24 protein-coding genes and 1 tRNA gene are annotated in these 24,386 nt (G+C 58.6%); 13 read left to right on the top strand and 12 right to left on the bottom strand.

All coding sequences use genetic code 11. The features are described from left to right. Nucleotides 1-8 precede the first annotated feature (8 nt). Both G7W63_RS03345 and G7W63_RS03350 read left to right on the top strand, forming a co-directional pair. Nucleotides 9-554: a hypothetical protein gene (locus G7W63_RS03345; protein ID WP_166253116.1), complete on the top strand. Its 546-nt coding sequence runs from the start codon at nucleotides 9-11 to the stop codon at nucleotides 552-554. Nucleotides 555-608: 54 nt separating this feature from the next. Continuing rightward, entirely contained in the window at nucleotides 609-1,022 is a 414-nt protein-coding gene (locus tag G7W63_RS03350; RefSeq protein WP_166253119.1) for a response regulator, read from the top strand. A 71-nt stretch (nucleotides 1,023-1,093) separates the two neighbouring features. On the opposite strand, the gene G7W63_RS03355 is transcribed toward G7W63_RS03350, so the two are convergent. Further along, entirely contained in the window at nucleotides 1,094-1,366 is a 273-nt protein-coding gene (locus G7W63_RS03355) for a hypothetical protein (RefSeq protein ID WP_166253122.1), read from the bottom strand. A 649-nt stretch (nucleotides 1,367-2,015) separates the two neighbouring features. Further along, nucleotides 2,016-2,564, bottom strand: a complete 549-nt coding sequence (locus tag G7W63_RS03360) for a 3'-5' exonuclease family protein (RefSeq protein ID WP_242634293.1) — start codon at nucleotides 2,562-2,564, stop codon at nucleotides 2,016-2,018. Between the two features lie 84 nt (nucleotides 2,565-2,648). Here G7W63_RS03360 and queC point away from each other — a divergent pair, with 84 nt between their 5' ends. After that, the gene (gene queC, locus G7W63_RS03365; RefSeq protein ID WP_166253125.1) at nucleotides 2,649-3,314 is read left to right on the top strand and encodes a 7-cyano-7-deazaguanine synthase QueC; all 666 of its coding nucleotides are present in this window, start codon (nucleotides 2,649-2,651) and stop codon (nucleotides 3,312-3,314) included. Beyond that, nucleotides 3,314-3,970, top strand: coding sequence for a 7-carboxy-7-deazaguanine synthase (gene queE, locus G7W63_RS03370; RefSeq protein WP_166253128.1), 657 nt, complete (start codon nucleotides 3,314-3,316; stop codon nucleotides 3,968-3,970). The genes queC and queE overlap by 1 nt, the downstream gene beginning before the upstream one ends. 24 nt (nucleotides 3,971-3,994) lie before the next feature. Here the strand turns inward: queE and G7W63_RS03375 are convergent, their stop codons facing one another. The 4 genes from G7W63_RS03375 to G7W63_RS03390 all read right to left on the bottom strand — a co-directional run bounded on the left by G7W63_RS03375 (nucleotide 3,995) and on the right by G7W63_RS03390 (nucleotide 8,961). After that, nucleotides 3,995-5,086, bottom strand: coding sequence for an AraC family transcriptional regulator (locus G7W63_RS03375; protein ID WP_166253130.1), 1,092 nt, complete (start codon nucleotides 5,084-5,086; stop codon nucleotides 3,995-3,997). Between the two features lie 155 nt (nucleotides 5,087-5,241). Then, nucleotides 5,242-6,168, bottom strand: a complete 927-nt coding sequence (locus tag G7W63_RS03380; RefSeq protein WP_166253133.1) for an alpha/beta fold hydrolase — start codon at nucleotides 6,166-6,168, stop codon at nucleotides 5,242-5,244. Between the two features lie 126 nt (nucleotides 6,169-6,294). Continuing rightward, nucleotides 6,295-8,040, bottom strand: coding sequence for an ExeM/NucH family extracellular endonuclease (locus G7W63_RS03385; protein ID WP_242634294.1), 1,746 nt, complete (start codon nucleotides 8,038-8,040; stop codon nucleotides 6,295-6,297). A 15-nt stretch (nucleotides 8,041-8,055) separates the two neighbouring features. Next, nucleotides 8,056-8,961, bottom strand: a complete 906-nt coding sequence (locus G7W63_RS03390) for a helix-turn-helix transcriptional regulator (RefSeq protein WP_166253136.1) — start codon at nucleotides 8,959-8,961, stop codon at nucleotides 8,056-8,058. A 335-nt stretch (nucleotides 8,962-9,296) separates the two neighbouring features. Between G7W63_RS03390 and G7W63_RS03395 the strand changes: the two genes are divergently transcribed. From G7W63_RS03395 to G7W63_RS03430, 8 genes are all read left to right on the top strand, one after another. Further along, a complete protein-coding gene (locus G7W63_RS03395) occupies nucleotides 9,297-10,577 on the top strand; it encodes an MFS transporter (protein WP_166253139.1) in 1,281 nt (426 codons plus the stop codon). A 139-nt stretch (nucleotides 10,578-10,716) separates the two neighbouring features. Then, a complete protein-coding gene (locus G7W63_RS03400) occupies nucleotides 10,717-11,157 on the top strand; it encodes a MarR family transcriptional regulator (protein ID WP_166253142.1) in 441 nt (146 codons plus the stop codon). Nucleotides 11,158-11,187: 30 nt separating this feature from the next. Continuing rightward, nucleotides 11,188-12,579, top strand: coding sequence for an MDR family MFS transporter (locus tag G7W63_RS03405; RefSeq protein ID WP_166253145.1), 1,392 nt, complete (start codon nucleotides 11,188-11,190; stop codon nucleotides 12,577-12,579). Nucleotides 12,580-12,803: 224 nt separating this feature from the next. After that, nucleotides 12,804-13,376 (top strand): TMEM165/GDT1 family protein, encoded by a 573-nt coding sequence (locus G7W63_RS03410; RefSeq protein WP_166253147.1) that lies wholly within the window; start codon nucleotides 12,804-12,806, stop codon nucleotides 13,374-13,376. Between the two features lie 19 nt (nucleotides 13,377-13,395). After that, the gene (locus G7W63_RS03415) at nucleotides 13,396-14,499 is read left to right on the top strand and encodes a L,D-transpeptidase family protein (protein WP_242634295.1); all 1,104 of its coding nucleotides are present in this window, start codon (nucleotides 13,396-13,398) and stop codon (nucleotides 14,497-14,499) included. A gap of 26 nt (nucleotides 14,500-14,525) precedes the next feature. Further along, the gene (locus tag G7W63_RS03420; RefSeq protein ID WP_166253150.1) at nucleotides 14,526-15,275 is read left to right on the top strand and encodes an SDR family oxidoreductase; all 750 of its coding nucleotides are present in this window, start codon (nucleotides 14,526-14,528) and stop codon (nucleotides 15,273-15,275) included. Nucleotides 15,276-15,314: 39 nt separating this feature from the next. Then, the gene (locus G7W63_RS03425; RefSeq protein ID WP_423202272.1) at nucleotides 15,315-16,772 is read left to right on the top strand and encodes an NfeD family protein; all 1,458 of its coding nucleotides are present in this window, start codon (nucleotides 15,315-15,317) and stop codon (nucleotides 16,770-16,772) included. 44 nt (nucleotides 16,773-16,816) lie between these two features. Further along, nucleotides 16,817-17,620, top strand: coding sequence for a slipin family protein (locus G7W63_RS03430; protein ID WP_207308871.1), 804 nt, complete (start codon nucleotides 16,817-16,819; stop codon nucleotides 17,618-17,620). Between the two features lie 53 nt (nucleotides 17,621-17,673). On the opposite strand, the gene G7W63_RS03435 is transcribed toward G7W63_RS03430, so the two are convergent. From G7W63_RS03435 to G7W63_RS03450, 4 genes are all read right to left on the bottom strand, one after another. Beyond that, the gene (locus G7W63_RS03435) at nucleotides 17,674-17,958 is read right to left on the bottom strand and encodes an Lpp/OprI family alanine-zipper lipoprotein (RefSeq protein WP_166253153.1); all 285 of its coding nucleotides are present in this window, start codon (nucleotides 17,956-17,958) and stop codon (nucleotides 17,674-17,676) included. A 212-nt stretch (nucleotides 17,959-18,170) separates the two neighbouring features. Beyond that, complete coding sequence (locus G7W63_RS03440) at nucleotides 18,171-18,641, bottom strand: L,D-transpeptidase family protein (protein ID WP_423202273.1); 471 nt, start codon at nucleotides 18,639-18,641, stop codon at nucleotides 18,171-18,173. Between the two features lie 169 nt (nucleotides 18,642-18,810). After that, complete coding sequence (locus G7W63_RS03445) at nucleotides 18,811-19,806, bottom strand: CobW family GTP-binding protein (protein ID WP_166253159.1); 996 nt, start codon at nucleotides 19,804-19,806, stop codon at nucleotides 18,811-18,813. Beyond that, nucleotides 19,796-21,520 (bottom strand): potassium/proton antiporter, encoded by a 1,725-nt coding sequence (locus G7W63_RS03450; RefSeq protein WP_166253162.1) that lies wholly within the window; start codon nucleotides 21,518-21,520, stop codon nucleotides 19,796-19,798. The genes G7W63_RS03445 and G7W63_RS03450 overlap by 11 nt, the downstream gene beginning before the upstream one ends. 139 nt (nucleotides 21,521-21,659) lie before the next feature. On the opposite strand from G7W63_RS03450, the gene G7W63_RS03455 reads away from it, so the two are divergent. Next, nucleotides 21,660-21,733, top strand: a tRNA-Gly gene (locus tag G7W63_RS03455). On the opposite strand, the gene G7W63_RS03460 is transcribed toward G7W63_RS03455, so the two are convergent. Both G7W63_RS03460 and G7W63_RS03465 read right to left on the bottom strand, forming a co-directional pair. Beyond that, on the bottom strand, nucleotides 21,699-22,703 hold the full coding sequence (locus G7W63_RS03460) for a sterol desaturase family protein (RefSeq protein WP_166253165.1): 1,005 nt from the start codon (nucleotides 22,701-22,703) through the stop codon (nucleotides 21,699-21,701). The two genes, G7W63_RS03455 and G7W63_RS03460, sit on opposite strands and share 35 nt — an antisense overlap. Before the next feature lie 89 nt (nucleotides 22,704-22,792). Continuing rightward, nucleotides 22,793-24,100, bottom strand: a complete 1,308-nt coding sequence (locus G7W63_RS03465; protein WP_166253168.1) for an NAD(P)/FAD-dependent oxidoreductase — start codon at nucleotides 24,098-24,100, stop codon at nucleotides 22,793-22,795. Nucleotides 24,101-24,386 lie beyond the last annotated feature (286 nt).

A 24,386-nucleotide genomic window follows, 5' to 3' on the forward strand; every position in this document is an offset into this window, starting at 1 on the left:
ACCGTACCATGAGTGAAACCGCAACCCGTCGTGAATCCCATTCCCTCAGCACCATGTATGGTACCTATGCGGACGTACTGTTCGTGTTATTTCCGTTCCTGGTGATCTTTATGCAGAGACTCTGGGATGGCCAGCTGCAAGACGTTCTGCTGCGTCCGGACCTGAGTATTGCCGCCGCCATCCTGGCAGGGCTGGCCATAGGGAAGTTTGTGCTGGGTCTGGTCAGCGATCGTGATCTGGGGCGATTCAAGGAGCGCATCGTTTTCTTTATTGCGCTTACCCTGTTTGTGGTTCTCGGTCCCGCAATCATCCTCATTTTGAGTATTGTCGGAGAAAAAGCGGTGCCCGGTTTTGTGGCTTTTGTGCAGCCCATATTGCTCATTGTGGCCATTTCCCTCTACACGACCGCCATCAGCATCAGTAATATGTTGATTCAAAACGGGGACGAGCCTCCCTTCACAAGCGGTCATCCCGCGGAGCCACGAACGGAAGACGTGTCTCCCCAACATGCGCCGCTGGTCATTCCCCGACGCTCCCAGAGCGAAGGCAACTGACCGGAGACCCAGTTTTTTTGCCTGATGGCCAGGTATTGATACAGGAGTAAGATCATGGAAAGTCTCAAGGTGCTTGTAGTGGAAGATGAGCCCATCATGCGGGAGTTGCTTCGGGATATGCTGCATCAGGCGGGGGCAAGCCAGGTGGCGGAGTGTGAGAATGTGGCCGGGGCAAGAGCGGAATACGCGGCAGAGCGCTTCCATATAGTGATGCTGGATCTGGGGCTCCCCGATGGCAATGGCCATGAGCTTATGGCGGAATTCAAGCAGGCCAATCCCCAACAACATGTGGTCTTGGTAACTGCAGACGACTCCATCGAAAGCATACAGAGGGCGATCAGCGCCGGCGCCAATGGCTATGTGGTAAAGCCCTATTCGCTGGAAAAGATCCATGACGTGATCAATAACTACATCATGGTGCATGGCTCAGAAGTGGGAATGATACGGGGCCTGAACCGGCAGCACTGAGGCTGCCGGTATTTCGATGCTGCTTGCATGCCTGTCCATCAACAGCAACCGTCAATCGGGCGCCGGGCCGGTCAGGCGACCTGCCGAGCGATCCAAGAGTCGTAGCGGGTGGCGAGCGCGCGTACATATCGTGCTTCGGCGCCATCGAGGCTTACCAGCACGCCCTTGAAAATCCAGCCGCGCTCGTACAGGCCCAGGACCCTGGGTTCATCATCCAGATTTACCCGCTGGTTGAGCTTCTTCAGGATGGCGTCGAGTAGCGGCAGTTTGTCAGGGCGCCGGATAGGGCCCGCAGGCTGATTCGCCGACTGGTTTGCCGCACGTGTTCTTGGGGGCTTTCTCATCATCTTCTCCTCATCATGTTGCGGCTTAAAAAAACAAAAACCCCGGGCTCTGGAGCGCCGGGGTCTGTCGCGGAGAAGCGGGCCCGGTCGCTCTGAGGCTCCCGGGCATGACCGAAAGCCGTTAGCTGTTCATTGCCAGAACGCACATCGTCTGTGGCTTGGCACAGAAAACCGCTTCAGGGCTGACAGGTTGATGTAAAGACATCTGCATTAATCTCACTTTCGGCTTAAACCTCATGTTTCAGACTTGTCCGTGTACTCTCGGCACTCGGTACTTACGGCACTCTCGGTACTTATTCTGCATTCCGATGGTTCTGCATTCCGCTGGGTATTCGACCGTGATACCGCGAGTCTTATCTTTGGACAGTGTATCGCCTGTGGTGGGCTTTTCAAGTGCCTTCCGACGGGTCCTATCCTCCTATCCTTAGGGATAACACCTATTCGGCAACTGCGTACAGACCTTGATCATGAGAAGCTGGATACTTTGATCCGTCACGTGTTTTACGTTGTGCAATCCCCGATGAGCTGCCCGTGCAGACATCGTGTGGATCTCTCCTTATTGGGTGTCACCATTTTTGGTGACACCTTTTTTTTGCCCATTTCCGTGGCCCTGGCTGACCATGGGAGTTAGTTTGTCGCAGTGGCAGGGTTAATCCGGGGCTCTGAAGTCATCTATTTGACTGACCTGATGCCAGGTCTTCTGGAGTATGAGGGCATCGTTGGCGGCTCGGTGAACGGGCAGGCCAAGCTCTGAAATAACCTGCTGGCGGATGGCCGCCCATTGTTGCACCTGGGGTGTGCTGAGCAGAAGCGAGACCGATTCAAGCTGGAATAGCGGCGCTATGCTGGCGGCGCGGAACAGCCTGTGCATCCAGAAGGAGTCGAATGTCCAGGCATCGCAAAATACCTGACCTTCAAGCAATTCATTCAGGGCGTGCGCAACGGCTCTGACTTCAAGGCCTTCCTGTTCAAGGGTCGTCCTGGCAATACCGTGTATCTGCTCGGCGCTTGAGGACCAGTCCTGCCAGCGCACGTGCGGCTTTATCAGCCAGCTGTGCAGGGTACCGCAAGGTAGACAGACGCCAACCTCGATAGGGTAACTTGCAATGAGATCAAGGCTGGAAGCCTCGAAATCCAGAAATGCCGGCGGAGTTATCAGCGCTGTCATACCCTTCAGGTTTTCTGCGGTTATAAACATAAAGTGTAACTGTCTCACGAAGTGGACGCGAACCTATCCTCTATCGGCACTGTTACAATATGACCATTGAACCAGGAGAGACGTATGCCAGAAACCATCGTGGTCATCTATTCAGGGGGAATGGACTCCTTTACCTTACTGCACCGGGCCCGTGCCCAAGGTTTGGCCATCCACGCACTGTCGTTCGACTACGGCCAGCGCCACCGGCGAGAGCTTGACTGTGCCCGGTCCGTTTGTGGCGAGCTGGATATTCCGCACCAGGTGCTGGACATACGGTCGCTCAGTTCCGTCATGGCCGGTTCAGCACTGACCGGCAACACGCCGGTCCCGGAAGGGCATTACGCCGAAGACAGCATGAAAAGTACGGTGGTGCCCAACCGGAACATGATCCTTTTGTCGCTGGCGACAGGCTACGCCGTAACAGTAGACGCCGCCGCGGTATGGTATGGGGCCCACGGAGGCGATCACGCGATCTATCCGGATTGCCGACCGGAATTCGTAAAAAGGATGGACGCTGTCTGCAGGGTTGCCAATTACCAGCCGGTACGAATTGAGGCGCCCTATATCAATTCAGACAAGACCGCGATCCTGGCAGAAGGACTGGCCATGGGGCTGGATTACAGCCAGACCTGGACCTGCTACAACGGCCGGGAACGGGCCTGTGGCCGCTGTGGCTCCTGCCAGGAAAGACTCGGAGCCTTTGCCAATCACGGTCGCCCGGATCCGTTGCCCTATGAGGAGACGGACTGATGTACCGTGTGAAGGAAGCCTTCTATACCTTGCAGGGAGAAGGTGCCCAGGCTGGACGCGCCGCGGTCTTTTGCCGCTTCAGCAAGTGCAATCTGTGGAATGGACGGGAAGCTGACCGGGCCCGGGCCGTGTGTAATTTCTGCGATACGGATTTCGTCGGCACCGACGGCCAGAATGGTGGCCAGTTCGCCACAGCGGCGGAATTGGCCGATCATATTGCCAGTCTCTGGCCTCAGGCGCCGGGACGGCCTTACGTGGTCTGTACCGGTGGCGAGCCACTGTTGCAACTGGACGAAACCCTGGTCTGCGCCTTCCATGAGCGCGGGTTCGAAGTCGGTGTTGAAACCAATGGCACTTTACCCGCTCCGACTGGCATAGACTGGTTGTGTGTGAGCCCCAAGGCCGCAGCGCCGGTGGTGATCAATGAATGCGACGAGCTCAAGCTGGTGTATCCCCAGCCCCTGGCGCCTCCGGAAGCCTTCGAACACATGAAAGCACGGCACTTCTTCCTGTCCCCCATGGCCTCGCCTGCCGTGCCGGAAGCGGGGGAAGACTCGCTCAAACGCAGCAATACCCGCCGGGCTACGGATTACTGTCTGGCCCATCCGCGCTGGCGGCTAACCATCCAGATGCACAAGATACTTGGCATAGACTGACCTTTATGTCGCGGGGCCGGACGGCTAGAACCGGCCCTCCAGGGCAGCGGGGCGGGAGGCCCCGGCCTGGAGAACCCCGGGCTGCGACAGGCCAGTGCCTGAGGCTTCAGTGCGGTACTGACTGGGACTAATGCCGGTCCAGCGCTTGAAGGCCCGGGTAAAATTGGCGGCATCTGCGTAACCCAGGGAATCAGCGATCTGGCTCAGATTCATCCTGGTGCCCTGCAGGAGTTCGCCAGCGCGTTCCAGCCGGACCTTGTCCACCAGATGCTGGAAGCTTTTGTTCTCCTCCTGCAAGCGGCGCTTAAGAGTGCGTTCTGAAACGAACAGAGTATTGGCTACCCGGGCCAGCTTTGGTGGGAAAGGATGGCTGGTTTCAATGACCCGTCTTACTCTGACACTAAAGCCGGCATCTTCGGTGAGCTTGCGCAGGGCTTCCTCACACTGGGCCCGTGACGTTGCGGCGAGCTGTTCATTGCTGAAACGCAGGGGAGCGGAAAGACTGTCCAGGGGGATGACAATGGCGTCGTCTGCTTCATTGTAGAGCACCGGAACCGGTACCCGGTGGCGAAAGCGACCGAAGTAGGCGGGCTCGGGACCCCGGCGACGGACGCAGGCGCCCGGAATGGGTGTACCCACCAGTTGTGTCCCCATCACAATGCAGCCGAACAGTGTGGCGTCCAGAGCAAAGCTGTGGAGTGGCCCCAGCTCGGTTCCACCGACCATCTGGAAGACCGCCTGGTTGCCTTCGCGCCCCTGGATAATGTTCAGGTTGGGTGACCTCAGAGTGAGGAAACGGCTCATCAGATCCAGAGCTTCCCCCAGTGTTTTGCTGCTCATTACCGCAGTACCCAGCGCTCCGTGCAATGGCAACTTGAGTTCACTGGCCAGCATCATGCCCAAGCCTGGTTCGCCACTTTCGATAATCGCCCGGGTCATGAATTCGCTGGCCTGGGACTGGCTTACCCGAAGTTCCGTTGAGCGCAGACGGGCAGGGTCCAGCCCAACCCGCAGCAGCAGGGCTTGCTCATCCACACCGCCGGTGCGCAGCAACTCGGCTAACAGATGCAGGTAGATGGATGGCAACCCCAGATCCTGGGATGCGTTGGCTCGCATGGTCTTGGTCCCCGTTAAGTCTGTTGTTATTTTGGTGCGCTGGAGAGCTGCAAAGTGTGACAGCGTTCAAGCTATAACGATTATGACGCGATTGCCTTCCCCACCCCATGACCCCGCTGACGGGTCAATAGGTTGGAAAGGCCAATTGAGGGCTTTCAGTGGGCGTTAATGAAGCTGGCCAGGGCTCGGGCCGAGCGCCGGGGAACCTCGAGCATGGGCACGTGCCCAACGCCCTCGAATATCTGAAGCTCCGCATGGGGTACGTTGGCGCGATAGTAGTCGACGCAGCGGGTCGGGGTGATGACATCTCGGTCTCCCCACTGCACCTGAAGCGGAATACGGGTTTTCTCAAGATGGCGCACCGGCGCATAGGGGTCCGCCATCATGTCAGCGAAAATCCGCTGATGGGCGGAGGCCCGATTCATCAGGTCGAGGCCAAGTATGCCCGTCATTGCCAGACCCATGAGCGAGGGCTTGCCATTGCCCACGTTATTGAACATCTGGTAGACGCCGGCCCAGTCTTGCGGCACCAGCAGGGACGGCTCGGTTTTTGGCGCGATCGCCAGATCAAGGTCCGGCTTAATCGGTATGCCGGCACTGTTCAGAACAGTCAGCGTGCGAGCCTGGGGCTCGAGGATGTGAGCGAGTACAGTGGCAATGGCGGCCCCCATGGAGCTTCCGACCAGATGTACATCTTGCCATCCTTTGGCCTGGAGCCAGCCTTTGAGCCGTTCAGCCTGGGTCTCAAAGCGGTAGTCCCGGTCTGGGCGGTATTCGCTCTCACCAAAGCCGGGCAGATCTACCACTACCAGGTGCCAGTTTTTGGGCAGCAACGGCAACCATGAGCTCCAGTTTTCCTTCATCGCGGCAAAGCCGTGGATCAGTATGACAGTGGGTCTGTCCGCCCCGGGCTTGCCTCGTTCGAGCCAAACCAGGCGGTGCCCATCCACTGTGGACTGGCGGCGCTTCATACGCTGCAACCATCGGTGGCCGGTCCTGACCAAAGGCCAGGGGTTGGGCACAAGCGCCCGAAGCCTGGGGTTTTGGGGTAACGAGGCGGGTCTTGACAGGTTGCTAGGCATGGGTGTCTCTCGGTTCTGTTAGGAGGGCAGAGTCAGGGCATCTCCATTCAGTTTAGCGGGATCGCACTCGGAGGCGTTGGCTATATTGACCGTGACAGTGGGCGCTAGGGTAAGAGTATCGCTGGGCTATTGCAGATCCAAATCCACAAAAACCGGGTCGTGGTCCGACGAACGCCAGGGGCCAGGCTTGTCTTCAGTCGCTGCAAAGGGCCCCTGGTAACCCAGACTCGGGGGTTCGTCAGCGTTGATAGTCCAGACCTGGGCTGCTTTCGCTCTGGCTTTGAGTCTGTCGTCCGCCAATATGTAGTCAAGCGTTCCGGCCCGGCCCTTGTAGCGAAAGCTGCGGGTCTTATAGCCGTGATAGTGTCGGACCAGATCAGTAAAACCGGCCTCCGCCAGAATCTCCATGGGCCGTTCCCGGGCGTAACTGTTGAAATCGCCGGTAAGCAGCATCCCGGCCAGATGCTCCGGCGACCCAAGGCTGTCCAGCCAGGCAGTCAACTCGGTCGCAGCTTCAGCCCGAGCCTTGGCGAAACAGCCCTGGCCGTCATTTTGGTCCAGGTTGTCGCCCCGGGCATGTCGGCAGCCCTTGGATTTCAGGTGCACAGCGATTACACGAATTCGTGTGTCCCTGTCTTTCAACCTGAAGGTCTGACTGATGGCCGGCCGACCTTTTCCAGACTGTGGCTGAACCCGCGCCTGGCCCTCTGGCGCTACAATCCGGCTTTGGTAGAGTATGCCAACCCGGATGGCGTCGGTGCCAGGGGCCTGCTGTGTTGACGCGTAGTGCCAGCCGTCGCCCAGGGCCTCGGTTAACGTAGCGAGAGCACTGTCTGTGCCATAACCGTCGTTTTCTACCTCCATAACGGTCAGCACGTCAGGCGCCAGGCCCCGCACCGTGGCGACCAGCTGGTCAGTCTGTGCCCGAAGCCGGCCCTCACTGTCAGCGCCACGACTGGCCAGGAAGCCTTCGCCCTCACCGTTGCCGTTGAAGTAGTTGCCCAGGTTCAGCGTCACTACCCGGAAATTGCTTCCTGGTGCTTTTTCCGGTGGCTGGGGCCGTGGATTCTCAGAAGTAAATTCGGGGGTAGTCGTGGGCTGAAGGCGCCAGGCACCGAAGCGAAAGTCCAGTACCCCGTTCAGGCCGGCGACTGTGTCGCCAGCACGGAGGGTATGGTGGTAACTGAGGCCTGGTGGAGGATAGGCGACCGGTCGCGGGTCGCGACGGCTGTGGCCATCATCCAGCACCAGGCGTTGTTGCAGCTGGATATTGAAAAGCCGTGCTGCAACCGGGCCAGGAGGCATCAACTGAGTCGGGACCCATTGCATGGTTTCGGCCAACGTCAGCTCGCCATAGCGGGCCAGATGGTAGGTATCGATGACCGTCAAGGGCTTCGTGAAGATCACTCGCATGTTTTCAAGGTACTCCGGAACTACACCATTGGGCCAGGGGGCGGGAATTGTAACCGCTTCTGGTAATGGGGCCGGGCCACAATCCGAAATGTGGGTAACTTGGGTAAGTTCGGTGAGCCCGTGGAACTCCCGGACCTCTCCGGAAACCCGCACTCTGTGACTGGTCTTGCCGATGTCGGAATCAGTGAATACGAACAGGGCTTCAGATGTGGTCGGGTCGGTATCGGCAAGAGCATCCGCCTGCTGAATATAAACACCACGCCAGCCGCCGGAGTGGCGGGCATCGTGGGTGACTATACCTTCGACCGTAACCTTTTCGCCCGCCATGGGCGAGCGGTCACCGCTGCCCTGGACAAGGGCGATGGCTGTCGCCGGAACGCCACACTCGGCCGCCAGCAAGGGCGGGCCGAACGCGGACAACAGCACCAGTAAAGCAGAACTGACAGGCGGATACTTCAAGACGGCCCCGGAATATCAGCAGGTCTCGGCTACTTTTTCACGGTTCTTCTTGCGGGAGGCGAACCAGGGCGCCAGGGCTTCCGGGTTGGCGACTTCCACTTGCTGGATCAGGGGGTCCGGGTCCTTTGTATTGGGGCGGATGCCAACCATGGATAGTACATAGCGGACCAGCGCTGCACGAGTATCCAGCCTAAGCCTCTGGTTGGTCATGTTGTAGTCATTGGCAATAATCGCCTGCTGCTCGGCAGAAAGCCGGCGGTCAGGACGCAACTCAATGGTCACCTTGCGATTCCAGTCCTCGTCCTGATGAACGGTATGGCGGCTACGTTCAGGCAGAATCTGTGGTGTGCCACGGAAGCGGCTAAGCACGAAGTCCCGGTACTGATTGTGCTGTTCACACCAGCCCCTCACATGCCAGCGCTGGTCACTGTAGACCAGGGTATGGGGTTCAATGGTGCGGCGCACGCCGCGGGGCTCACTGAGGGAAAAATACTCAGCCTGTACGCGTCGCCCCTGGCGAGTGGCGGCAACCACGGCCCGCACCACAGCCGGCTCGGCCAGGCGCTTGGGAATCGTTATCACGGTGCTGTTTGGAAGGCCTATGTCCAGAGATTCGAAGGTCTGGCTCAGGGCGTCGTTCCGAGCCAGCAGGTCAAGGTATTCATCGGAGTGGCCCTGGGTCACTACCGGCCGGAAGTTTGAAGATGGTACATAGCCCTTGAGATGACGGTCATACTCCAGGTTGTCAGGCGCGACTTCACGCAGATAGGTATTGATGTCCTTGGACGCCTGTTGCCGCCCAATGCCGAACCCATGGCAGATATGATTGGTGGTCAGCCTGCCTTCCCACAGAGCGATGATTTCAATCAGACGGTAGCGTAATAATAAGTCCCAGCGGATGGGCCATTCCGTTTTCTTCATAACGATGGGCTCTTTGTTATGGCTGACTAAAAACTGACCAATCCCTGATCAGTCTTCTCATATTATCAGCTTTGGAACCGGTGAGTGTGTTACAGGGCATTAATGTAAAAGATTGTAAAATAACTTATTTAGCCCATGCTGTGAGCGGCTTCTAGCGGGTTGCGGCAAATGCGTAATGGCATTGAAGTCGAGTGACTGGTTTAATGGCTGATTGGCAACAACGCATTAATAAGCCTGCTATTGTTTAGTAAGGTCCTATAATTCAATCTAGCCTTTTGAAACCCTTGCCACCCTGAACATCCGGAGTCAGAGGTGCAGCTTTTGGAGACTGCCGGATGACCCGCATGGTGGCTTCCCTGTCGGCATTGATTTTCAGCATTATTCTGCTGGTGAGCGGTAATGCCTTCCTGATGACCCTCCTGGGTATCCGTCTGAGCATTGAGCAGGTCGACCCGGCGACCATTGGCTGGGTGCTGGTTTGCTATTCCATCGGCTTTGTTGCAGGCACCCTGTTTGTCAATCGGGTGATTGGCCGGGTCGGTCATATCCGCGCGTTCACTGCCTTCGCTGCTCTGGCCGCTGTCGCCGCTCTTCTGCACCCGTTGGCGGTCTCAATGGTATTTTGGGCTGCGCTCCGGGTTGTGTCAGGTTTCAGCATGGCCGGCGTATTTGTGGTCATAGAAAGCTGGTTCAGCAGCCGGGCCACCAACAGCAACCGGGGGGCTCTGTTCGCCATCTACCAGATGGTTTTCTTCCTGTCGGCTGCTGGCGGGCAGTTGGTTGTCAATCTTGGGGATCCGGCCAGTTTCATGCCTTTTACCCTGGCTGCCATTCTGGTCACCCTGGCCATCATTCCGCTTTCCCTTACCCGCATGGAAGCGCCGCCCATTGAAAAGATTGACAGGATGTCTGTCTTTACACTTTGGCGCGAGTCCTCCACTGGCGTTGTGGGTGCCCTCATCTGTGGCGTACTGATTGGCTCGTTCTATGCTCTCGGTCCGGTGTACGCCACCCTGGTGGGCATGGACGTGGCCGCGACCTCGGTGTTCATGGCCAGCGCCATTATTGCCGCCATGCTTCTGGCCTGGCCCCTCGGACGCTTGTGCGACCGTTTTGATCGCCGACGGGTGATGTTCTGGATTGCCCTCGGGGGCGCCGGTGCCGGCATCGGGGCGGCGCTTCTGCAACCGGACCAGTTCTGGCTTCTGTTATTGGCGGTTGGGCTTTTCACCGGTTTGTCCGCGACTGTCTACCCCGTCGCTGTGGCGATTACCAACGACCGCATGGAGCACCACAGAATTGTCGCGGCCAGCGCGACACTGCTGCTGAGCTACGGCATTGGCAGCATTATCGGGCCTGTGGTCATGGCTGAACTGGTGAGCTATACCGGACCCAGGGGTCTTTTCTTGGGCAATGCCGCGTTCTTGCTGTTGCTTGCCGGATCCACCTGGCACCGCATCCGTACCACCTACGACATCCCGGTGGAAGAGCAGGAGCAATTTGTCGGCACCATGCCCCAGGCTTCACCGGTACTGGCTGAAATTGATCCCCGGAACGAGGAATTCCATGCCCCGGATGAGCCTGATGTGTCCGAAGGGTTCAAGAAAGCCGGTTAGTCAATTCATCAAGTCTGGACGGGCGTGTTTCCGGCCCGGTGTTTGCGAACTCTGCCGTGCAGGATGTATCTTTTTTAATAGCAACAATTAGCTTACTAGTAGTAGGTTAGTTCCCGTTATTCGTTGATCGAGGTTTAGAATGGAGCAAGGTGCGGTAAGAGATCAGTTCCCGTTCGCCGTAGCGCGGGTCACCCGTCGCTGGCGCAAGCTGCTTGATGAGCGGCTCAAGGATCTGGGGGTGACCCAGGCCCGTTGGACAACCATGTTCTACCTGCAGCGTGGCGGCGAGGGTCTTACCCAGCGTGAGCTGGCGAGCCTGATGGCGATAGAGAATCCAACTCTGGTAAGGCTACTCGACAGTCTCGAAGAGCAGGGGCTTATCGAGAGGCGCCTGTGCCAGAAGGACCGGCGGGCACGCCGGCTTCATCTGACTTCGTCGGGCGAGGCCTTTATGAACGAGCTGAATGCCCGGGCCGCTGCCCTGCGAGAGGAGATGCTCAAGGGTGTGGCCGAAGAGGACATCGGGATCGCAGTAGGTGTCTTTAACCAAATCATGGTGAATGGCGACCGCCTGAAGTAAACCAACGGTTGTTCACCGCCGGGAGCGCTCTTGTCCAGACATTCCCTTGAGGCCCTGCGAAGCCGGTATGGCTCACGCTGGCGATGGCTGGCTGTGGCCACCGTCATGCTGGGGACCATGGCCACGGTGCTCAGTGCGACCATCGTCAATGTGGCGCTGCCGGACATCATGGCCGAGTTCGGGATCAGACAGGGCCAGGCCCACTGGCTTGCGACCGGCTTCATAGCGGCTATGACCATCACCATGCTGACAACGGGCTGGCTGCTTGACCACTTTGGCTTGCGCAAGACCCTCGCTACCGCCATGGCACTGTTCAGCGTCATTTCGGTCGCTGGTGGCTTCAGCCAGTCCCCCGAGATGCTGATTGTGGCGCGTATCGGCCAGGGCGCCGTAGCCGGACTTATGCAGCCGATGGCCATGTACCTGGTGTTCCGGATTTTCCCCAGGGAACGTCGTGGTCAGGCCATGGGCATCTATGGCATGGGAGTGATCCTGGCACCCGCCCTGGGGCCGGTGCTGGGCGGCGTGCTGGTGGACCAGCTGGACTGGCGCTTTGTAATGTTTGCGCCGGCGCCAGTGACCCTGCTCGGCGTTTTCATGGTCTGGAAGTTCCTGCCGCGTCCTGTCGCGCCTCTGCTCCGCTACCCGTTCGACCTGAGCGGGTTTACCCTCCTTGCCATTACGGTCATCTTTAGCCTGGATGCCCTTAACCGCTTGCAGTTGCCCGACGATAACGGCCTGAGGATCGCTGTCGGCGGCGCCGTCGCGCTTCTCGCGCTGGTGCTGTTTGTCATCCGTGAGCGCCGCGCCAGGCACCCCCTGCTCAAGGTAAGCCTGTTGCGACGCCGCAGCTTCCTGTTCGCAAATATCGGTGCGATCGCCTTGGGGCTGGCGCTGTTTGGCTCAACGTATCTGATTCCCCTGTTTGTCCAGACCGCCCTTGGCTTCACGGCCACCGAGGCAGGGCTGCTGATGTTGCCTGCGGGCATCGCTCTGGGGATCATTTTCCCCCTCGCGGGACGCATGGCGGACACACACAGCCCCCGTCTGCTGATAACCGCCGGTATGGGTCTGTTTGCCAGTTCCGCGGTGCTCTTTGCCCTGTCTGACCTGGCGCTTGGGTTTGCCTGGCTTGCCCTCTGGGCCGTCATTGGTCGGGTGGGCCTCGGGTTCATGCTGCCCGCTCTTTCCACCGGCGCCCTGAATCCCCTTGAGTCCCATGAGTTGGGCCATGGCTCCAGTACCATCAATTTCACTCGCCAGCTGGGAGGTGCCTACGGTATCAACCTGGTGGCTCTGACCCTCGAGTATGGCGATCACGCCAATGGTCTGCCCACCATCGACGCCTTCCATACCGCCTGGTGGCTGGTGGCCGGTTTCGTGCTTCTGGCCGTGTGGCCGGTGTGGCGCATGAGGGATTAATTGCGTTCGGAGGAACCATTATTTAACATGTGCTCCCTCTTCAGGGGAGTAGTCGCCGCAAGCTGACAGATCGGCTTCGGGTAATGGTCAACACACTCGGGACTCAATCCCGTGGTCATTACGTCCTGTGCATAGGCAGGAACTGACAAGACCTGAGGCAGTGCCATTCCCGCGGGCGGAGGATGGGCTGCCTCTCGTCTGGACATCCGCCCCGAGCTCTATTTATGGACGCCTTTCTGACATCGACTTTTGCCGTACTTGTGGCGGAAATCGGCGATAAAACCCAGCTTCTGTCTCTCTTTCTCGTCAGCCGGTTTGCTCACCGGGCCCCCATTGTCATGGGTATACTGGTTGCCACCCTGCTTAACCACGGTTTATCAGCGCTGCTGGGCGCCTGGGTTGCGGACTGGCTGCCTGAGCGCTGGCTGCCATGGCTGGTGGCCGGGAGTTTTATTGCCATCGCCTTGTGGCTCCTGGTGCCTGACAAAGACGACAGTGAGGACTCAGGGTTACTACGGCTAGGCGCCTTTACTGCTACCACGATACTGTTCTTTATTGCTGAAGTGGGCGACAAAACCCAGATTGCCACCGTTGTGCTTGCGGCCCGCTACGAGGAGGCCACCTTTTGGGTGATTGCGGGCTCGACCATTGGTATGCTGGCAGCCAATATCCCGGTAATAATGGCGGGTAAATGGCTTATGGACAGGCTACCATTGAATACCGCAAGACTGGCGGCCAGCGGGCTGTTTCTGGTGCTGGCGGTGGCGACCCTGTGGGCCGCCCTCTCAGGTTCGTAGGTTGTTTGGAAAATTGATTATGTGGTCTATGGGTAAAAACGCTGAATACCGGTTTCCGCTTGTGATGGCCTTCATGCTGGTAACTTTTTCCGGCCAGGCTGAGGAGGCTCCCCAGGCATCTGGTGGCCAGCAGCTTGCTGACAAGGTGCCAACTGCCAAGCAAGTGAACGTACCGCGCGTGCCTACCTGGTCAGTACAGGGCGACCTGGTAGGCGAGTTGTCGGTGATGACCACCAAATATGAAGACACCTTTGCCGGTCTGGGCAACAGCCTCAGCATAGGTTATCTGGAACTGGTTAAAGCCAACCCCGGCGTAGATCCCTGGCTGCCCGGGGAAGGTACCCAGATCACTGTGCCCCGTCGTTACGTACTCCCTGAGTCCAGACGTGAGGGAATTGTTATCAATCTGGCGGAGTACCGGCTCTACTTTTTCAGTAAGGGGACTGTCCAGGTTTACCCAGTAGGTGTTGGTACCGAGGAAAACCCTTCGCCGGTTACCGATGCCAAGGTGACCATGCGGCTTGAATCCCCGGCCTGGTATCCTCCGAAGACGGTTCGGGAAGAATACGACGCTCGCAACGAATATCTGCCCCGGATGATTCCCCCGGGACCAGACAATCCCCTTGGTGCCCACGCCATGGTGCTCAGTGAGCAGGGCTATCTGATCCACGGCACGAACAAGCAGTTTGGCGTAGGCATGCAGGTCAGCCACGGCTGTTTTCGTATGTACAATGAAGATATCGAGCGCTTCATGTACTCCGTTGACAACGGCACGCCTGTCCAGGTGATCAACCAGCCGGTGAAGATTGGTATGAGCGGACGCGAGGTCTGGCTTGAAGTTCACCGGCCACACGAGGACTATAAAGACGAGGTCAAGGAACGCCTGTGGCGTGAAGTCAGCCGGGTGATGGCGGAGTTCCAGCAGCAGGTCCCCGGGGTCGAGTTCCAGCGGCGCGCCATAGAACTCGCGGTCGAGCAGGCCGACGGTTTGCCCCGGATGGTTGGGGAACGTCTGACCCAGGTGGCAAGTGAACCGGCAGAAAATAATCTGCAGCCCGATAAAACCGCGGGTACTGAGCCTGAAGCCGATCTTATGGAACAACCGACCCGGCTAATTTTCTGAACCAGTCACAGCAGGAGCAATGTGGGATGCCCAGTGTGCTGATTACCGGCGCCAGCTCAGGTCTTGGAGAAGGCATGGCGCGCGAGTTTGCTGCCAGGGGTTATCAGCTTGCGTTGTGCGCACGTCGCACTGAACGGTTGGAAACCTTGCGGGATGAGCTGAAAACCAGTTACCCGTCGCTTACCGTCAGCGTGCGTGAGCTGGACGTCAACAATCACCCGCAGGTCTTCGAAGTCTTCGAAGCGTTTCGGGCCGAGTTTGGCAGCCTCGACCGTATAATCGTCAATGCCGGCATTGGCAAGGGTCAGCCGCTGGGCACCGGCAACTTCGAGGCCAACCGACAGACGGCAGAAACCAATTTCGTGGCCGCCCTGGCCCAGATGGAAGCTGCCATGGTGATCTTCCGGGCCCAGAACCGCGGCCATCTGGTGACGGTATCTTCGGTTTCGGCGATACGGGGCATGCCGAGCAACATTACCACCTACGCCGGCACCAAGGCCGGGCTGGCCGCCCTGGCGGAAGGTCTGCGGGTAGAGCTGCGCAAGCGCCGCAGCCCGATCAAGGTGACCACGCTCTATCCGGGCTACATCCGTACTGAAATCAATGCCGGCGTAAAGAACCCGCCTTTTATCGTCGATGCCCAAACCGGCTGTCGGGCCATGGTCAGGGCGATAGAGTCAGAGCGCGCCCGCTGTTATGTTCCTGGCTGGCCATGGACGCCCATCGCTTTTGTCATGAAAATCGTACCGGAGTCCATTCTCGCGCGACTTATCTGATCGCCGCATAGTGCAAGTCAAGCATGGGAGGTGTCGTCAGTGATAACCCAACCCAATCCCCGCATACCGTCTTCTCCATCCTATCGGTTCTGGTGCTGGAGCCTCGTTTTTGCAGTTGGCCTGGCCCTGGCTCTGCTCTCCCTGGGCCGGGCAGTGCTCGCCCAGGATGACACTGCAGGTACGGCCCTGGTCCTTACAGTGGATGGCCCCATCGGTCCGGCAACCAAGGATTACGTGGTGCGGGGCCTGGAGCGGGCCGCCCGGGAGGAGGCTGAGATCGTGATTCTCCGGATCGACACCCCTGGCGGGCTCATGGACTCCACCCGCGACATGATCTCGGCCATCCTCGCCTCCAGTGTCCCGGTTGCTACCTATGTCTCCCCTGAAGGCGCCAGAGCGGCCAGTGCCGGTACCTACATCCTGCTCGGTAGCCATGTTGCCGCTATGGCCCCGGCAACCCATCTGGGGTCTGCCACGCCGGTACAGATGGGCGGAGGTACGCCGGAGCCGTCCGAGCAAAAGCCAGAGGATGATAACTCAGGTTCCGGGGGCGAAGCAGAGCAGGATGAGCAAGCAGCAGAAGAGTCCAAGCGCCGGGGCGCCAGCAACATGGAACGTAAGACCCTGGAGGATGCGGTAAGTTATATCCGGGAGCTTGCCAGCCGCCATGGTCGCAATGCCGACTGGGCTGAAGAGGCGGTCCGCGAAGCCGTGAATCTGGGCGCCGAGGAGGCAGTGCAGCAAAACGTCGCCGACCTGGTGGCTTCCGACATGGCTGACCTGTTAACCAGAATCGATGGCCGCACGGTGATCATGAGGGACGGTGAACGAACCCTCAGTACGGCAAATGTTCAGCTGACACGGGTGGACCCGGACTGGCGTACCGACCTTCTGTCCGTCATAACCCATCCAAACGTCGCCTATTTCCTGATGATCATCGGGTTCTACGGGCTTATCTTCGAGCTGGCCAATCCCGGAAGCCTGGTACCCGGAGTGATTGGTGCCATCTGTCTTGTGCTTGCCCTGTTTGCCTTCCAGGTCCTGTCAGTCAACTATGCGGGTCTCGCGCTGATCCTGCTGGGCCTTGCCTTCATCGTCGGGGAGGCCTTCATGCCCAGCTTCGGTATTCTGGGTATCGGTGGCATGGTCGCTTTCGTGGTGGGTTCGGTGATATTGATGGATGGCAGCCACCGGGATATTTCGTTGCCAACCATCGGCGGCACCGCGGCGGTCGCAGGCGGCTTTATGCTGTGGACCGTGACTCGATTCATGGGGTTACGAAAAAAACCGGCAGCCAGCGGTCTGGACCAGCTCAAGCAGGAGCAGGCCGTTGCCCTGGAGTCGTTTACGCCATCCAGAGAGGGTGAGTTCCAGGGCCATGTCAGGCTGAGCGGGGAACGCTGGCAGGCGATCAGCGCCGAGCCGGTGGAAGAGGGCACTACGCTCGACGTTGTGGCTGTACAGGGTCTGTGTGTAAGGGTCAGTCCGCGCCCCTAGCGTGCGGATAACTCCATCATTGAAACGGAAAACGGAGGTCTGTCATGACTGAACTGATTCCCTACGTAGCACCGGCGGTATTGTTGCTGCTTATCCTGGCCTCGGCCATCAAGATACTGCCGGAGTATGTGCGTGGCGTGGTGTTCTTCCTTGGCCGCTTCCAGGGCGTCAAGGGGCCGGGTCTTATCATTATTATTCCCGGCATCCAGCAGATGACCAAAGTGGACCTGCGGGTCATAACACTGGACGTGCCCAGTCAGGACGTTATTTCCAAGGATAACGTGACAGTGCGGGTGAATGCGGTGCTTTACTACCGGGTACTGGACCCGGAGCGGGCCATCATCAGGGTGGAGGACTTCGGGTCGGCCACCAGCCAGCTTGCCCAGACCACGCTCAGGTCAGTTCTCGGTAAGCATGATCTGGACGAAATGCTATCGGAACGGGACAAGCTCAACGCGGACATCCAGGAAATCATTGATGCCCAGACCGAAGAATGGGGCATAAAGGTTGCCAATGTGGAAATCAAGCATGTTGACCTCAACGAGACGATGATAAGGGCCATCGCCAGGCAGGCAGAGGCAGAACGTGAACGGCGGGCGAAGGTGATCCATGCCGAAGGTGAATTGCAGGCCTCGAAAAAACTGGTCGAGGCTGCTGACGTGATGTCGACCAATTCCGGCGCCATGCAGCTGCGTTATCTACAGACCCTGGCCGATATGAGCTCAAGCAATGCGTCCACGATTGTATTCCCGCTGCCCATTGAGTTAATGGAGAATTTCACACGGTTTACCGGTAAGAAGACCAAGCCGGCACCGGAAGATGAACCGGGTCAATCTCCAGACAGCTGAATTTCAGGCACAAAAAAGGCCGGACGGACCGGCCTTTTCTGCTAGCGGCAGCCTTACTTCTGGCTGGAACGCTCGAGCATACGCTTGGCGCGCTCGTTTGCTTCGTCAGCAGACTTCTGTGCAGCTTTAGCAGCGGACATAGCCTGTTCAGCCGTTTGCTGTGCTTTCTTGGCACGGCTCTGGGCATCGTTAGCATTGCTCATGGCAGTGCTGGCTTTCTCTTCTGCTGAAGTGGCTGCTGCGGAGGCATCATCCTGAGCATTCTGGTCATCCATACTGGCACAGCCAGCGGTCAGTACAGTTGCCAGTGCAAACCCTGCGATCATCAACTTGCGCATTCTTAATCCCCTTTTTTGGTCGTTCTACTTCCTGTGATACTGAAACGAATCTTTCCAGCACCGTGTAACTGGGTCCGGCACGCGTGTGCTGCCAGGATCGTCAATCAGTGTAAAACACTATGAAAGAAAATGTTAACTACTGATACGTAAAACTTCTTAATGAATTACGTAAACGTAAGAATACCAGACCAACCTCTTTTAGCTACATATGATTAAGGCAAGATCTTAATCGGTGTTCCATCACTGACCAATTGCCATATTTCATCCATTTCGGCATTGTCGACCGCAATGCACCCATTGGTCCAGTCGAGACCGATATAGGCAAAGGCGAGGTCGCCGGCTTCATTGGGCAACCCGTGAATCATGATGCTGCCGCCGGGGTCCTGCCCCCAGGCTTCGGCTTGGGAACGGTCCGTATCGTTGGGGTAGGAAATGTGGATGGACTTGTAGAAGTCGCTCTCGGAGTTGCGCCAGTCCAGCGTGTAGCTGCCTTCAGGGGTGCGCTTGTCGCCTTCATACAGCTTGTGTCCTACCGGGTTGTCGCCCAGTGAAACGCGGTAGCTCCGGACCACAATTTCATCGGCCATCAGGTATAGCCGGCGTTCCTGCTTTCGGACCAGGACCTGATTGATCCTGGGTTTCTCAAGCATGGCCAGGGTTTCAAGCTCTGATGCGGGGGCCATACGGGGCATCAGGACGCTGGCAATGATCAGGAAAGACAGGCAAACGAGTGTCGGGCGAAAAATGTTGATCAAGTACATAACTTACCAATGGTTAATCTGATTCCTGGGTAGTTTATAGCACAGGAAGCCTGCCACACGAAGACGAGGCCGGTTACAGAGTATGTTTTTATCAGGCCGTCTTGCTGATGGCTGACTGAAGGCTTTGATCGAGGGCCTGCCTGTCCAGAGTCCGGCCTATGATCTCCATTCGGGACTCCTTAGCTGGCTCAGCGTCAAGCAATGTGACCGCGCCCTCGGACGCATTCAGGGACAGCCACCCGGCGGTTGTATGCATTACCCCCTTAAGTCGCTCGAAGTCAGGCTGGTGAGCCAGTTGGTGCAGAACCAACGCGTCAAATACAGTCTCCGGGTGGACGCGCCAGCCCAGGCTGTAAAAGCCCTCGCCCTTGTTGCTGTAACATTGCCAGGGTTGTTCGGACAGGTCCGGTTTGGGCCGGGTGTCATGGTCGTGACCGTGATTATGGCCGTGGCTGTGGGGAAACCGGGCAGGTCGTTCGCCGAATTTGCCGCCCAGCCAGCTCATGTCGATGTCGCCGCCGGCGCTTTGAAAGAGTCGCTGCTTGGGCGGCTGCCACTGTGCGGCCCAAGAGTCAAAGTGGGCCAGCTGGTCCGCTGTACAGAGATCAGCCTTGCTCGCTACCAGCACATCGGCGACGGCTACCTGATCCTGGAACTGGGGGTTCTCAAGGGTCCGGGGGTCATCCAGGCGTCGCGGGTCCACCAGGCACACAGCGGCCGACAGTTCCAGCAGGTCCGAATAGTATTGTCCGGTTAGGGTCGCGATGATCTGTGATGGGTGGCCTAGCCCGGTGGGCTCGATGAACAGTCGGTCCGGCCGGTTAAAACGGATTAGGCTATTCAGTCCTATCTGCATGGGCAGGCCCGAGACACAGCACATGCAACCGCCGGGCACCTCCTTTACCGCAACACCATCGGCACGAAGCAGCGCACCATCAATACCAACCTCGCCAAACTCGTTGACCAGCACGGCCCAGGTCTCCCCCGCCGGTTTTTGCTTCAGAAGAGTCAGGATCGCAGTCGTCTTGCCGGCGCCAAGAAAGCCCAGCACCAGGTGCGTGGGTATCGGAGGGTAATCATTTGCCATGGTTGTCGTCCATCTTGAGGCCTACTTTGGTGACCTTGTCAGCTTCCGTGGCACGGGCCACAAGGGTGACCGGGCCCAGGACCACCCGGTCGCCGATAACCGGGTGCCCCTTGGTGCGGCGCGCAAAGCAGTCAGTGAGGGAAAGGTCCGGTGGCAATTCATCGAACTCAATGCCATAGACCTGTTCCACATCCCCCAGCAAGGCGTCGCCATTGAGCACGAAGTCCCCGAAAAAAGCGCGTTCTGCCAGATGCTTGGGGGCGTGGCGACCGGTCAGTGACTTGCCCAGCTCGGTGAGCACAGCTGGGGTGGCGAACACTGCCACCACATCCCCGGACGTGACTTTGAAGTCGGGCTTGGGGGGATGACAGTCGCGATTCCGGAACACCCCGGCTATGGCTGTATCTTCCGGCAGTATGAGCTGCCCCAAAGGGCGCGGCTCGTGCCATTGTACGCCGCGCAGGGGAAACAGCATGAGCTCGTGATCACCGGCAGCGGCCACGTCCAGGGGCAGCCTGCGGTAAGGTTCATTGCCTGCCGGAACCTCCAGCTTGAGCCAGCGGGCCATGGGTGCCAGGGACATGCCCTGCACGATCAGCGACACCAGGACGATGAAAAAGGCAAAGTGGAAGATCTGCCGGGCTTCCGGCAGGCCGGCAACCACCGGGAACATCGCGAGCACAATGGGCACCGCACCTCTCAAACCCACCCAACTGATAAAGGCCAGCTCCCGCCGGTTGAATCCGAATGGCCAGAGTGTCGCCACTACCGCCAGAGGACGGGCGATGAATATCAGCACCAGTGCCAGTATCAGGCCACCGCCGACCAGGGGGACCAGCTCGCTCGGGCTGACCAGCAGTCCCAGCATCAGGAACAGGCAGAGCTGGGCCAGCCAGGCCAGGCCATCGTGAACCTGGAGAATCATCGGCATCATCCGGACCGAGCGGTTGCCCACCACAACCCCGGCAAGGTAAATGGCCAGGAAGCCGCTGCCACCCAGCTCGTTGGTGCCGGCGAACACGATCATGCCAGCGGCCACTACCAGCAGCGGATAGAGTGACGGCGTCAGGCGCATCCGGTTAGCCAGTTCGACAATCAGCAAGCCCCCCACGATACCGGTAACGCCACCGATACCGAACTGTTTCACCAACATCCAGACACTGTCGCCGATGGAGCCGGCGCCATCGCTTTGAATCAGCATCAGCAGCATCAGGGTCAGGAAGATCGCCATAGGGTCGTTACTGCCGGACTCGATCTCCAGGGTGGCACTGACCCGCTCGTTCAGGTGCAATCCATGGCCCTGTAGAAGAGAGAAAACGGCGGCGGCATCGGTGGAAGAAATAATGGCGCCAATCAAAAAGGCGGTAAGCAGGCTCAGGTCAAAAAGGAAGTAGGCTGTGGCCCCTGCAATGAACGCGGTAATCAGAACGCCGATGGTCGCCAGCATCATTGCCGGCTTGAGGCCGACCCGGAAGGTCTCGGCGCGTGTGCGCATGCCGCCGTCAAGCAGGATCACAGCCAATGCCAGGTTGGCGATCAGGAAGGCAAGATGGAAGTTGTCAAAGTGGATGCCACCGGCGCCATCTTCACCCATCACCATGCCCACAATAAGAAAAATAAGCAGCACAGGCATGCCCAGCCGGCTCGAAAGCGGACTGAGCATGATGCTCATCACGAGCATCAGGGCGCCTAACAGTATCATCGTGGTGGGCATGAGGGCTCCGGCGTGCCTAAGCCTTCATGATAACAGCTTGATTCGTTTGAGCTACGCGTGGTTTTGGACTGGCAGCAAAAAAATCAGGTACAGACTTGTGGCCATCTGCGGCCGGGCCTATAGTGAGCACGTCCGGCATGCGGGTGTAGCTCAATGGCAGAGCAGAAGCTTCCCAAGCTTACGACGAGGGTTCGATTCCCTTCACCCGCTCCACCTTCGCTTGTCCCACTAAACCGGCACCCTTCCCCTGACGTTCACCTTGCTCAGCCCCCTGCCTCTGGGTATCCCGTAACAATCTTGCCCGTTCCGGCGGCCCGGCGATGAGCTGCAGCCGTTGTCCCGCCGTCAGCTCGGGACTGCGCAGGTCCCTGATCATGGCGTTCCATTCGTGAAAACTCAGCACCAGCGGATTGTGGGTGTCGATCTGATCGGGAATGCCATAGCGGGGTGTTGTCTGCTCTGCCACGAAGGTGCCAAACAGGCGGTCCCAGATGATCAGGATGCCGCCGTAGTTACGGTCGATGTATTGCTGGTTGCGGCCGTGGTGGGCGCGATGATGGGAAGGCGTGTTGAGTACCCATTCCAGTCGCCCGAGCTTGCCCACCAACTGGGTATGGATGAAAAACTGGTAGGCGAGGCTAATGGCCACCGCAAAAATCACCGATTCGGGAGGAAAACCGATGAGAACCACAGGCAGCCAGAATAACCACATGCCGGTCAGTGGATAGGTCACGCTTTGGCGGAAGGCCGTGGACAGGTTCAGTTTTCGGGAGGAATGATGGACCACGTGGGAGCACCAGAGCAGGCGAATGCGATGGTGGGCCCGGTGGAACCAGTAGTAGAAGAAATCCTGCACCACAAAGAGCAGCGCAACGGTCCAGGCGTTAAAGGGAATATCGAACAGCCTGATGTCGAAAAACGCATTGTAGACAATGATGGTAAACAGCGCCGCCAGCACATCACTGGCCTGGTAGAGCCCGGCCAGGGTCATATTGCTGAGAGTGTCGGCCCAAGTATAACGGGCCGACTCGGAGGCGCAGCCTTGACGGTGCAGATGCCAGAACTCCGCTGCCATGGCGAGTATGAAGACCGGTGCCAGGGCCAGGGTGATCAGGTGGGGGTCGAAGCCCAGCAGATCGGTCAGTGGGGTCGGTGACGGACTTGTAGCAAGGGCCGGGTTCATACGGACTCCGCAAGACATTTCAATCCAGTATGCCAGCCCTCACCGGCACGCTGCCTGGCCGATGCCGACCAATCCGGTGGCCGATTGCGTCAATGCAGCTTCAGGCGCGGGTGCATGGCCCGGCTGATGCGGTCCATCACCCAGATAACCCCTGTTCTGATGACCCCATGCAACGCCACCTGGTGCATGCGATAAAGGGACAGGTAGAACAGCCGCGCCACCTTGCCTTCAATCATCATGCTGCGGCCCGACAGGTTACCCATGAGGTTGCCTACCGTGGTGTAACGACTGAAGTTGATCAGTGAGCCATAATCCCTGTAACTGAACTCGACCTCAGGCTTGCCTTCGAGACGGTTGGCCAGGGTATGGTAAAGGGTGTTGGCCTGCTGGTGTGCGGCCTGGGCCCGGGGAGGCACCGGCCGGTCGGTGCCGGGCTGGGGACAGGCTGCACAATCACCAAAGGCAAAAATGTCAGGGTCAACGGTGGTCTGCAACGTCTGCCTGACCATCAGCTGGTGAGTGCGGTTGGTCTCGAGGCCATCGAGCTCCGAGAGAAATGCCGGGGCCTTGATGCCGGCGGCCCAGATGGTCATCTCCGAATCCAGGCGGCTGTCGTCCCTTAATATAATACCGTCATGAAGAACCTCTTTGACCGGCTGACCGGTAACCACCTCCACCTTGAGTTTCTGTAGCTCCCGGGTGGCAGCTCCGGACAATCGCTCCGGCAGGGCCGGAAGAATACGGTCGGCGGCCTCAACCAGGCTGATACTTATGTCTGTCGGCTTGAGATTGGTCATGCCATAAACCGGCAGCTCCCGTGACGCCAGCCGAAGCTCTGCAGCCAGTTCCACGCCGGTGGCACCAGCACCGATGATGGTGATGTGCAGTTTGCCGTTGCCATTTTCCCGGGCCATGTGGTTCTTGCGCAGGAACGCGTTCAGCATCAGGTTATGAAAACGCCGGGCCTGGGACAGACTGTCGAGGAACAGGCAGTGTTCCTGGGCGCCCGGGGTTCCGAAATCGTTGGCGGTACTGCCGACGGCAATCACCAGGGTGTCGTAGGGCACCCTCCGCTCGGGCACCACTTCATCGTCACCGTCCCGTATCGGCGCCAGGACCACTTCCTTGCTGGTCCGATCCACCGTGGTCATGCGGCCCAGCTGGAATTCATAGTGATGGCTGCGGGCGTGGGCCCGAAAGTTTATCTCATTGGAATTGGCATCCAGCGAGCCTGCCGCCACTTCGTGAAACAGGGGTTTCCAGACATGGGTCAGGACAGCGTCCACCAGGGTGATGTGGGCCTTGTTCCGCTTGCCCAGTTTTTTCCCGAGCCTGGTGGCAAGTTCCAGTCCGCCAGCGCCGCCGCCGACAACCACAATTCGGTGTTGATGGGTCATGTTACATCCTTGCAAGTAAAGACAGCCATGACCTCCGGTCTGAACCGGAAGTCATGGCTTTCGTCACTTACTGTGGCCGATAGCGGCCCACCCTAAGCCGGGGCCGGCGGAGGCGCTCTGATCTGGAAAAGCTGTTAACGGGGCGGGCCGACTGCTCACCTGGTGCTGTTATCCTATCCTGATGGCCGGGGCAGAACAATTGTACCGCTGCGGCAAACCCCTGCCCTAAACATCGTAGCCGATCCCTGTAGTAGACAGAGTCCGCAGGTGACTGTTAAAACAAACA

It is taken from the genome of Marinobacter salicampi (genome assembly GCF_011074795.1).
In the GTDB taxonomy this organism is placed as follows: Bacteria; Pseudomonadota; Gammaproteobacteria; order Pseudomonadales; family Oleiphilaceae; genus Marinobacter; species Marinobacter salicampi.